The 10927-nt window shown below is 40.9% G+C and carries 9 protein-coding genes; 7 read left to right on the forward strand and 2 right to left on the reverse strand.

The genetic code is table 11. From position 1 onward, the window contains the following. Nucleotides 1-24: 24 nt before the first annotated feature. Complete coding sequence (locus IQ264_RS28725) at nucleotides 25-432, reverse strand: hypothetical protein (protein ID WP_193985452.1); 408 nt, start codon at nucleotides 430-432, stop codon at nucleotides 25-27. A 226-nt stretch (nucleotides 433-658) separates the two neighbouring features. Here IQ264_RS28725 and IQ264_RS33560 point away from each other — a divergent pair, with 226 nt between their 5' ends. The 4 genes from IQ264_RS33560 (at nucleotide 659) to IQ264_RS28745 (ending at nucleotide 6821) form a co-directional block, all read left to right on the forward strand. Continuing rightward, entirely contained in the window at nucleotides 659-3100 is a 2442-nt protein-coding gene (locus IQ264_RS33560) for a CHASE domain-containing protein (RefSeq protein ID WP_193985454.1), read from the forward strand. 97 nt (nucleotides 3101-3197) lie between these two features. Further along, nucleotides 3198-4382 carry a low temperature requirement protein A gene (locus IQ264_RS28735; protein ID WP_193985457.1) on the forward strand — a complete coding sequence of 395 codons (1185 nt, stop codon included), beginning with the start codon at nucleotides 3198-3200 and terminating at the stop codon, nucleotides 4380-4382. Nucleotides 4383-4722: 340 nt separating this feature from the next. Next, nucleotides 4723-5574, forward strand: a complete 852-nt coding sequence (locus IQ264_RS28740) for an Npun_R2479 family HD domain-containing metalloprotein (protein WP_193985459.1) — start codon at nucleotides 4723-4725, stop codon at nucleotides 5572-5574. Between the two features lie 50 nt (nucleotides 5575-5624). Continuing rightward, nucleotides 5625-6821 (forward strand): patatin-like phospholipase family protein, encoded by a 1197-nt coding sequence (locus IQ264_RS28745; protein ID WP_193985461.1) that lies wholly within the window; start codon nucleotides 5625-5627, stop codon nucleotides 6819-6821. A 33-nt stretch (nucleotides 6822-6854) separates the two neighbouring features. Here the strand turns inward: IQ264_RS28745 and glp are convergent, their stop codons facing one another. After that, entirely contained in the window at nucleotides 6855-8099 is a 1245-nt protein-coding gene (glp, locus tag IQ264_RS28750; protein ID WP_193985463.1) for a gephyrin-like molybdotransferase Glp, read from the reverse strand. Between the two features lie 100 nt (nucleotides 8100-8199). Here glp and rpmG point away from each other — a divergent pair, with 100 nt between their 5' ends. The 3 genes from rpmG to IQ264_RS28765 all read left to right on the forward strand — a co-directional run bounded on the left by rpmG (nucleotide 8200) and on the right by IQ264_RS28765 (nucleotide 10820). After that, on the forward strand, nucleotides 8200-8388 hold the full coding sequence (rpmG, locus tag IQ264_RS28755) for a 50S ribosomal protein L33 (protein ID WP_073594966.1): 189 nt from the start codon (nucleotides 8200-8202) through the stop codon (nucleotides 8386-8388). Nucleotides 8389-8456: 68 nt separating this feature from the next. Next, complete coding sequence (gene rpsR / locus IQ264_RS28760) at nucleotides 8457-8672, forward strand: 30S ribosomal protein S18 (RefSeq protein ID WP_073594967.1); 216 nt, start codon at nucleotides 8457-8459, stop codon at nucleotides 8670-8672. A gap of 102 nt (nucleotides 8673-8774) precedes the next feature. Continuing rightward, nucleotides 8775-10820, forward strand: a complete 2046-nt coding sequence (locus tag IQ264_RS28765; protein WP_193985465.1) for a ribonuclease catalytic domain-containing protein — start codon at nucleotides 8775-8777, stop codon at nucleotides 10818-10820. The last annotated feature ends 107 nt before the right edge of the window (nucleotides 10821-10927 follow it).

A 10927-nucleotide genomic window follows, 5' to 3' on the forward strand; every position in this document is an offset into this window, starting at 1 on the left:
CTCCCCATCTCCCCATCCCCTAGACTAATGTGCCAACATTTTTGTCATTTCCGCACTCATAAAAGCAATGTCAGGGTCGCGTTGAATAGCACGATAATATTGCTTTTCCAACAAAGTTCCTTCAGAACATGGTTGGATCAGAACTCGTGCTTCTTCTAAAAGTTGATTAGCTTCATTCAAAGTCACAGGTTCCTTAGAAGCCAAAAACTCATCAATCTGAACAATAAATTGAGAGATAGGACGCAGCCAGCTAAACCACTCATCGCCAATCACCAATCGAAAAAACTCGTTGTTTGACTTAATGCGTCCGTGGAACTGTTCATACTCAACTCGTTCCGAATCGAGTAGTGCCTTGTGAAGACGCAACAGAGTTTGTCGTACATCACGCAGGCGTTGCAGTGTTGAATTTAACAAGGGATCAGTTGAAGTCATCTAGTAGCGAACTGAGTAAATACTTTTCCCATCTTGGCACATTGCTAATCTACAGTGGTTAAATTATTCAGGCTCTCATAGATTTTAATATTAGTTTTAATCAGCTTATTTTCATTAAGTATTTACTCCTTAGTATATACCTTTGGTATAGAATAGCAATCTTACTGATTACATATAAGTAAATATTCATAGAAAATAGTATTTATTAAACAATAAACTCATCAATATGAATTCACCAAAAAAGCGCCGCTACACTCCTGCATGGTTAATCTTAGCTGTCGGTACTCTCCTCTCAATTGTTGCCGCTCTCTCTGTAGCAAAATGGGAAAAAGAAACTCTCCGTGCTGAATTCAAAAACCAAGGAGATAGGTTAGCCACTGCGCTGCAACAAAGTATCGATACTAACTTAGGAATGCTCCGTGCTACTCGTAGCTTCTATGCAGCAACAGAAAAAGTCGATCGCCAAGAATTTTCCACTTTTGTTCAATATTTTATGACTAGATATCCAGGTATTTTGGCTTTTAGTTGGTCTCGTCGGGTATCAGCAGCAGAGCGACAAAGTTACGAGCAAGCAATTCGAGCCGAAGGTTATCCTACCTTTGAAATTATAGAACGTGGAGCTTCCGGTCAAATGGTTAGAGCCAAAGAGCGCCCTGAATATTTTCCTGTAACTTATATAGAATCTCGACAAAGCCAAGTTGGAGCTTTAGGTTATGATTTAAATTCCGAATCTTCCCGTCGTATTCCTTTAGAAAAAGCCAGAGATACAGGCAAAATGGCGGCTACAGACCGAATCAAATTTTTTACTACAAAACAACTTGGCTTTTTAACGTTTCAACCTATTTATAGATCGGATGCTACTCTGAATAGTTTAAAATCTCATCGTCAGAATTTTCAAGGAGTTACTATAGCAGTATTTGAAATTTCTGATATTGTTAAAGCGGCTTTAGCAGGAGTGCAGTTAAATTATATGGACTTTTATTTGTTGGATAGTTCTGCTTCTCAGGAGGAGAGTTTTTTGTCTTTTTATGAATCAAGTAATAAACAAATAATAACTGATATTAATCGCAAATTTCCAGAAAAAATCAATACCGGGTATTTTTGTAATGACAATTTCTGTACTCGTAACCTTAATGTTGCCGATCGCCAATGGTCACTTTTGCTGATTCCCCAAGCAGAGTATATAGGTATTCAAGCTTTTTGGAGAGCCTGGGTAACGCTGTTTAGTGGTTTACTTTTAACTGCGCTTGTTACTGCTTATTTACTAACTTCATTACGTCATACTTCAGAAGTGGAAAAATTAGTTTATGAACGCACAACACAAGCTAAACAACTTCGAGAAGCTCTACAAAGTTTAGAGCAAAATATGGAAATGTTGGATTTAGCTAGTGATAGCATTATTATTCGTGACTTAGAAAACAGAATTAAATTTTGGAATCAAGGCGCAGAAAGACTATACGGTTGGAACAAATCTGAGTGTATTAATGAGTATACACATATATTATTACAAACTGTTTTTCCCACATCTCGTGAAGAACTTTTTCGCGAATTTTTTGAAAAAGGATATTGGGAAGGTGAGTTAATTCACACTAAGCGCAATGGGACAAAAATTACTGTGGAAAGTCGTTGGACTTTACAAAGAGATAATTGGGGAAATGCGATCGCTATGTTGGAAATCAACAATGACATTACTCAGCGCAAACAAGCCGAAGCAGCTATACATCAACTAGCTACGAGAGAGCGGGAAAAAGCTAAGCAATTAAAGCAAACATTACAAGAATTGCAAAAAACTCAAACTCAACTTATTCAAACCGAAAAAATGTCTAGTCTGGGTCAATTAGTTGCTGGATTAGCCCATGAAATTAATAACCCTGTCAACTTTATTTATGGAAATTTATCTCATACCGACGGCTACATTCAAGAGTTACTAGAACTGCTGCGTCTCTATCAGCGTTATTATCCCAATCCAGCATCAGAAATTCACGATTATTATGAAACTACTGAAATAGATTTTTTAATTGAAGACTTACCAAAAATGTTATCTTCTATGAAAATCGGCGCAGAACGGATCAGGCAAATTGTATTAAGTCTCCGCAACTTCTCGCGCTTCGATGAAGCAGAAATGAAAGCAGTCGATATTCATGAAGGCATAGATAACACATTATTAATTTTACAAAATCGCTTAAAAGATAAACCCAATCATCCCGCTATTGAAGTGATTAAAGAATATGGTAAATTGCCCAAAATTGAATGCTATGCAGGACAACTAAATCAAGTATTTATGAATATTATCACTAATGCGATCGATGCCTTAGATAGTTACAACGAACAGCGTTCAGGCGAAGAAATTGAAATTAATCCCAGTATTATTAAAATTTGTACCGCAGTTATTGGAGAAGGAACAAAAGAAAATCCCCAGCGCGTTTTAATCAAAATTGCGGATAATGGTGTAGGTATAACTCCTGAAGCAAAAAAGCGACTTTTCGACCCATTTTTTACCACTAAACCAGTAGGTAAAGGTACAGGTTTGGGTTTATCTATTAGTTATCAAATTATCGTAGAAAAGCATGGTGGTATGCTAAGTTGTGAATCAGAATTAGGACAAGGTACAGAATTTTTAATTGAAATTCCCATGAATCAACAGCAGAAAACCTCTATTGAGAAATGAATAAATAAAAATACCTCTCCCAAAGTGATATCCTCATAACAAAGATTTCGCAACTTTACTGACTAAAATTGTTTTGGGAAAGCATGGAGAGCGAAAAATGTCGAAAAGCTTATGGCAACCACCATATTTACTGAGTGAAGATCGAGAGAAAGAAAGACGTGCTAGTTGGCTAGAACTATTTTACGATTTAATCTTTGTAGCTGCGATCGCCGAAGTCGCCCATTATCTACACGATCATATCACCATTTCCGGCTTTCTCAGCTACGTAATAATGTTCGTGCCAATTTGGTGGTCTTGGGTAGGTGCAACATATTACGCCACGAGATTTGATACGGAAAATATTCCCCATCGACTGCTAACATTACTGCAAATGGTAGCGATCGCCATCTTAGCTATCAACGTCCATGACGGACTAGGAGAAAACTCCGCCGCCTTTGCCCTTTCCTACGTAGCCGTTAGAAGTATTTTAATCTTTCAATATCTTTGCGCCGGATATTTTATTCCCGTAGCGCGAAAGTTAACTTACTGGTACGCCACAGGTTTTGCGATCGCTGCCATTATCTGGTTAATCTCAGGTTTTGTTCCAATTTATTTACGAATTACACTGTGGGTAATAGCATTACTTGTTGATTTTTGTACACCCCTAACCGCCGGAAAATTAGTCGCCCAAATTCCCCCAAATTTTTCCCATATTCCCGAACGTTTAGGATTATTTACCATCATCGTTTTAGGCGAAGCAGTAATAGCCGTAGTTAAAGGAGTCTCCCAACTAGAATGGGGTATAGCATCCGCCGCCGTCGCCTTACTAGGAATTTTAATCGCCTTTTGTTTGTGGTGGATTTATTTTGATAGTGTAGATGGTTCTCCCCTACGGGCAATGGGTAATGGAAACGTGGGAAAAGGTTTACTTTGGCTATATTTCCATCTCCCTTTAGCCATTGGAATTGCTGGTACTGGTGTAGGAGTAGAACATATTATTGTGTCCGCAAAAAAAGCCACAATATTACCCAGTGGAGACAGATGGTTAATTTGTATTTCTCTGATTATCTGCCTAGTTTCCCTAGCAATTATTCATCTCATTACTTGCTCTTTAGGCACAGTTAGAAAACGAAAAATTTTAGCCGCCTATCGAGTAGGTTCTGCCGCATTGATTTTAGCGATCGCCATCGCAGGATCGCAACTTTCACCAGTAATGTTAATGGTTTTATTGGGAATAGCTTGTACAATTCAAGTCGTTTTGGATTTAATCAAAGGAACTTTTCAACCGCAACCAGAATCGTGAATTACTCCAGAAACCCGGTTTTTCCAAAAAACTGGGTTTCTTTGTCAGATGCGGTCACACCTAGTTTTAAAAGATTCTCAAACGTCTGGGACAAATTGCGATCGACTCTTGACTGAAAAACTAATTATTTCGCACTAAACACACCAAACAAGAACTCTTGAACCTATAACCAGTCTTCATTTCAGATCATTGAGACTCAAGTCACAACCACAAACGCCTACTGTCACCCTGCACAACAGGAAAACCGCTCATTATATTCACATAGTCTAGAGCGAAGCAGCTAACCATTGCCCAAATCGCCCTAGTGCCTGTCGTGTCTCGCAAGTAGAAAAGATTGATCATGTTTGATGCTACTCAATTAATTATCGATCGCTTCGTCCAAGAACTACGCGAAGGTTATCGACGGACTTATGGAGGCTGGAAACCAGACTACGCCGATATCATCGCTTGGGCGGGAAATATGGCATTAGAAAACATAGCCAACAGCGATGCCCTGTACCACAACGTCGAACACACAATTTTAGTCACTCTCGTAGGGCAAGAAATCATGCGGGGTAAGCACATCCGCGAAGGTGGAATATCCTGCGAAGATTGGCTGCATTGCATCATTTCTTTGTTGTGCCATGACATCGGCTATGTTAAAGGCGTTTGTCGTCAAGATAGACCTTTAGATAACTTATACGCCACTGGAATCAACAACGAAATGATCAAACTAAGTCCTGGCTCTTCGGATGCCAGTTTAGCCCCTTATCACGTAGACCGAGGTAAACAATTTATTCAAGAACGCTTTGGCTATCACAAACTAATTGATGCTCCAAAAATACAACTGAATATGGAATTAACTCGTTTCCCAGTACCTAAAGATGAAGACCATCAAGATAAGGGAAATTGTCCAGGTTTAGTTCGTGCCGCAGATTTGATTGGTCAATTAAGCGACCCCAGATATTTGAAAAAAATTGGCGCACTTTACTACGAATTTGAAGAAATAGGTACAAACAAAAGTCTCGGCTATCGTCATCCCGGAGATTTACGACAAAATTATGCCAAGTTCTACTGGAATGTGGTTTATCCCTATATTGATGAAGGACTCAGATATTTGGAATTAACCCAGGAAGGTAAACAAGTTTTGGCAAATCTTTACGCCAATGTCTTTGTTGTAGAACATGATATGTCCTCAGTTGAGGCTGCGTAAATCAACATCAGCTAGTACAATTTAATAGAAAATTTTCGGAGGAAATCACCGTGACTTTTAAAATTCTCAGCTTAGATGGTGGTGGAATGCGGGGAATTATTTCGGCTCGCATTCTTCAAGAAGTAGAGAGACAAGTTCTCGAAAAAGAAGGTAAACCTTTACACAAATATTTCGATCTGATCGCCGGAACTTCTACCGGATCAATATTAACCGCAGCAATTGCTAACGGAAAAACCTGTCAAGAGCTAGTTAATCTCTATAAAAATAAAGGGATAATGATTTTTCCGCCTCGACCTTTGCCACCAGGTTTACAGGATATTGCTGATTTCTTTTGGCCTTCTAAATATACTCATGAAGGATTAATTCGGGTTTTAAAATCAGAATTAGGTCTCGGAAAAATCAGCGAAATTGAAAAGCCGATGATTTTAATTCTCGCTTATGATTTGCTTTATCGGAACGCTACTTTTTTCACTAATTGTCATCCTGATATTGGGGCGCGATGGTACGACGATACCCCAATTTGGGAAATTTGTGTTAGCTCATCTTCAGCACCGACTTACTTCCCTCCTTATGAATTAAAACCCTACAATACGGAAAAATTTGGCAACTGGTCTTTTCCCCACATTGATGGGGGAGTCTCTGCCAATAATCCATCTTTAGCAGCGATTAGTTTAGCTTTAAGGATTAGTCAAAACCCAGATGTGCCGCTAGAAATCAAGCAAGAATATAAACTTGAAAATCTCGAATTAGAGGATATTTCTGTCCTTTCTGTTAGTACTGGGCGCGATGGAGAACCATATTTTTATGAAGAAGCAAAAGAGTGGAAACCTTTAGATTGGGCGCAAAAAATTGTTGATGTATTTATGGGACCTAATGCTGAAATTTCCAGTACAATTTGTCGGCAAATTATGGGAGGAGCGTCCTCAAAACGTTATTTAAGGCTTGAGTTTGAATTAAATGAAAGATTCAAAGCTAAAGAGAAAGAAACTTATAAAGATACTCGCGAATTAGTCAGGAAAGATCGGCGAATTAATCAGTTTACTGGCAAGAAACTTAGTGAAGCAATTGATGATGCTAGCAATCAATATATCAAGGAGGCACTGGAAGCGGCAACAGCATACGTTGAAAGGGGTTGCACTTATTATACTAGAAATGATTGTGGGCCTTTGGTGAAAGATGCGATCGCAGAATTCATCCAAGCAAACAAAGAACCCGAACAATCCCCAGAACTCCAAAGTCCGTTGTAACGACTTCAGTCGTTACCTGACCAAAAAGAAAAACTATCTTACTTGTAAAACCTGCACCAAATCTCTAGCATTTATCAAAGTTTTTCCCACTGGTAAAACTGCTAAACCATTAGTTTGTGCCAAATTAATCAAATTTCCTGAACTCTGGCTACCACCAGCCAGAGTAAATTCATATTCTCCATTTACTAAATGTAATTTACCCCAAAAATAAGACTCCCTTTTACCATCAGATTTCAAACTATGCTGAGTTTTAGCTTGCACAAACATTGGTTGCCAAAAATCAGAAATTCCTGAAAGTTTTTTGATTGCTGGTTGCACAAATCGCCAAAAGGTTACTAAGGATGAAACCGGATTTCCTGGCAAACCAAAATAAATAATCGGTGCTTGGCGACTGGAAGAACTAAAAGTAGCAAAAGTCAGGGGTTTTCCCGGTTTAACAGCAATGGCGCGAATCTGAATTTCTCCACCTAAAGAAGAGAGAATTTGATCTACGAAATCATATTCTCCAACCGAAACACCGCCTGAAGAAATTACCATATCAGCAAATTCTAAAGCTTGAGAAATCGCATTTTGTAGCTGTTGTGGATCGTCTGGAATAATCCCCAACATTTGGGGTATTGCACCAGTTTGTCTCACCAAAGTTGCCAAAGCATATTGATTTGAGTCTACCAACTGACCGGGTTTTAAAGGTCGATCGGGTGTTACCAGTTCGTCGCCTGTGGAAAGGATTGCCACAACCGGACGGCGATAAACTGGAATTTGGGTACATTGGGCGGAAGCGAGGACAGCAATTTCGGTTGCGCCTATGCTAATCCCAGGAGAAAGCAAAGGTGTTCCTGCTGGGGAAAAAGAACCTTTGTGGCGAACGAAAGATTGAGGTGCAGGTGCATTTAGGATTGTGACAGAATTTCCCGATCGCTGTGTTACTTCCTGCATAACTACAGTATCCGCCCCTGCTGGCATCATTGCACCTGTAAATATTCGCGCCGCTTGTCCGGGTTGAATTGTTTTTTGCGGGGCTTTTCCCGCCGGAATTTCTTCTATTATCTCTAAAGTTGCCGGATTTTCGGCATTAGATTCGGCTACATCTGCGTGACGGACGGCATAACCATCCATCGCTGAATTATCCCAATGGGGAAAGTCTAGCTGACTGGTGATTTCTTGAGCCAGAATCCGCCCGGAGGCCGCCAAAAGGTATACAATCTCTGTATTCCTCTGAGGATCGAGGGGTTGGATGGAAGTGAGGATAATTTGTTCTGCTTGTTGAACTGATAGCATGGGATTAAAAAGTGAAGCGTTTAGTTGCTGAACTTACCCGAAATATGAAATGATAGATATTTGTGTTTAATTCTGCCCAGACTTTAGAGTTTGTAAAATTATGGCTAAAGGTGTTCGCATCATTGTGACATTGGAATGCACCGAATGTCGCACTAACCCGGAAAAGCGATCGCCCGGTGTTTCTCGGTACACAACAGCAAAAAACCGTCGTAATACGACGGCGAGGCTAGAGCTGAAAAAGTTCTGCCCCCACTGTAACAAACATACCGTTCACAAAGAAATCAAATAGTCATTAGTCATAGTTACCTATAACTAGCGACCAATGACCCAAGGACATATTGCCAAGGAAAATTGACCATGACATATTTTCGTCGTCGCCTATCTCCGATTAAGCCTAGCGAACCCATTGATTATAAAGATGTGGATTTGCTCCGTAAGTTTATCACCGAGCGCGGTAAAATTTTGCCACGCCGGATTACTGGTTTGACTGCCAAGCAGCAAAGAGATTTGACTATTGCAATCAAGCGAGCCAGGATTCTGGCACTATTGCCATTTATTAACCAAGAAGGTTAAACCGAATATAGATTGAGTGATGAGTGATGAGTTTTCTCAATCAAAAGCGGAAACTCAAAACTCAAAACTCCCAATATTTGCAGTCTGGGGATTTTTGCAATTGTGGAAAAGGGAAGGCTGGTTGAATTTAGATTACATGGAGAACGGCGTTTAGCTGTTGCGGAACGTCCAGATGGCAAAACTAACTGGATTGTAGTTGACGATCGCGGTCAATCTTACAATATTCATCCCCGACAAATCACTTACGAAGTTAACGGTGAAACATACCAGCCGAAAGAAATTCCTCAGTTTCGTAAAGAGGTAGAAACCTATCTCGACCCAACGAGTTTAGAAGTGGCTTGGGAAATTTTGTCAGAAACTGGAGAAAGTGTAAATATTCCAGGGATGGCAATGTTGCTGTTTTCTGAACAAACACAGGCGCAGTGTTATGCAGCATATTACCTCCTGTCGGAAGATAAGATTTATTTTAAGCAAAAGAACGATCGCTACGAACCACGTTCAGCAACTTTGGTCGGAGAAATCAAACACCAAATAGAAGTAGCTGAACAACGCAAACGAGAATCAGAAGAATTTTTGACTCTTGTCCAACAAGTAATTGCTGGCAGAGCATTAGAATCATACAATAGCGTCCGCGAAGCATTTTCCGAAACTAGGTATCGTAATCGTATCGATGCGTTAGAAAGGTACGTCATACTAGGAGAGGAAGCTACTGGGCGCTCTTTAGCCCAAGAAACTTTGGCTGCTCTAGAATTACCAACAAACCCACAAGCGGCTTTTGATTTGTTGGTGAAATTGGGATTGTGGAGTTACCATGAAAACCTATTTCTCCGGCGCAGTCAGATTCCAGTTCACTTTTCAAATAAGGTGCTAGAAGTGGCTCAGCTGCGTATTGATACTCCACCCCCAGACCCAGATAGCGATCGCTTGGATCTCACTCATCTTAAGGTTTATACCATTGATGACGAGAGCACCAAGGAAATTGATGATGGTTTAAGTTGGGAAAGACTTCCCGACGGTAGGGAACGTTTGTGGATTCATATTGCTGACCCTAGTCGCTGGGTAATGCCAGGAGATGAGTTAGACCTGGAAGCGCGACGGCGCAGCACTACGTTATATTTGCCCACAGGGATGATTCCCATGTTCCCGACTGAGTTGGCAACTGGGCCAATGAGTTTGGTGCAGGGGAAAATTTGTAACGCTCTGAGTTTTGGGGTAATTTTGGATGAAACTGGCGGAGTGCAAGAGTACAGTATTCATCCGACGATTATTAAGCCTACTTATCGTCTCACTTACGAAGATGTAGATGAGATGCTGGATCTGGCAGTTCCAGCGGAACCGGAATTAACTGCGATCGCAAAAGCCGCCCAAATTAGACAAGCTTGGCGACAGTCTCAAGGGGCAATTACGATTAATTTGCCGGAAGGACTGATTAAGGTGGAAGATGACGAGATCCATATTCAAGTTTTGGAAGACTCGCAATCCCGTGTAATGGTCGCGGAAATGATGATTTTGACCGGGGAAGTAGCCGCCCGTTATGGTCAAGAACATGGTTTAGCTTTGCCTTTCCGCAGTCAGCCACAACCAGAATTACCTTCAGAAGAAGAGTTACTGTTGCTTCCGGCTGGGCCTGCCCGTGCTTGTGCGATGCGGCGTTGTATGCCTCGCAGTGAGATTAGCATTACTCCTGCCCGTCACGCTAGTTTGGGTTTGAATACCTACAGTCAGGTAACTTCTCCGATTCGCCGTTATAGCGATTTGTTGGCTCATTTCCAAATTAAAGCGCATTTGCGGGGCGATCCGTTGCCATTTTCCGCAGATGAGTTGAGAGAAGTGATGATGAGTGTGTCGATGGTGACGCAAGAAGCTAGTTTGGTGGAACGGCAAACTCATCGTTATTGGGCGTTGGAATATTTGCGGCGTAATCCTGGCCAAGTTTGGCAAGCTTTGTTGCTGCGTTGGTTAAGGGAAGATGACAGGTTGGGTTTGATTTTGTTGGAAGATTTGGGTTTAGAGTTGCCGATGGGCTTTAGGCGATCAGTAGATTTGGGCGATCGATTAGATGTTCGCGTCAGCTACGTCGATCCGCGCCAAGATGTTATTAAATTTGAAGAAACCAGCGATCAAACAGCACAAGCAACAGCCAGTTAAGCTGTCACCCATCTAAATTACTTATTGAGGCAGCAGGGGAGCAGGGGAGATAAACTGCTACGCATTTAAATTGAATATTTAGGCTGATGGGGAGATGGGGGGATGGG

Origin of the sequence: [Phormidium] sp. LEGE 05292 (assembly GCF_015207735.1) — a bacterium.
In the GTDB taxonomy this organism is placed as follows: domain Bacteria; phylum Cyanobacteriota; class Cyanobacteriia; order Cyanobacteriales; family Aerosakkonemataceae; genus Floridanema.

What these genes read in the sequence shown, in the direction of transcription:
- IQ264_RS28725 (WP_193985452.1), bottom strand. Translation starts at nt 432, where the DNA reads ATGACTTCAACTGATCCCTTGTTAAATTCAACACTGCAACGCCTGCGT.
- IQ264_RS33560 (WP_193985454.1), top strand. Translation starts at nt 659, where the DNA reads ATGAATTCACCAAAAAAGCGCCGCTACACTCCTGCATGGTTAATCTTA.
- IQ264_RS28735 (WP_193985457.1), top strand. Translation starts at nt 3,198, where the DNA reads ATGTCGAAAAGCTTATGGCAACCACCATATTTACTGAGTGAAGATCGA.
- IQ264_RS28740 (WP_193985459.1), top strand. Translation starts at nt 4,723, where the DNA reads ATGTTTGATGCTACTCAATTAATTATCGATCGCTTCGTCCAAGAACTA.
- glp (WP_193985463.1), bottom strand. Translation starts at nt 8,099, where the DNA reads ATGCTATCAGTTCAACAAGCAGAACAAATTATCCTCACTTCCATCCAA.
- rpmG (WP_073594966.1), top strand. Translation starts at nt 8,200, where the DNA reads ATGGCTAAAGGTGTTCGCATCATTGTGACATTGGAATGCACCGAATGT.
- rpsR (WP_073594967.1), top strand. Translation starts at nt 8,457, where the DNA reads ATGACATATTTTCGTCGTCGCCTATCTCCGATTAAGCCTAGCGAACCC.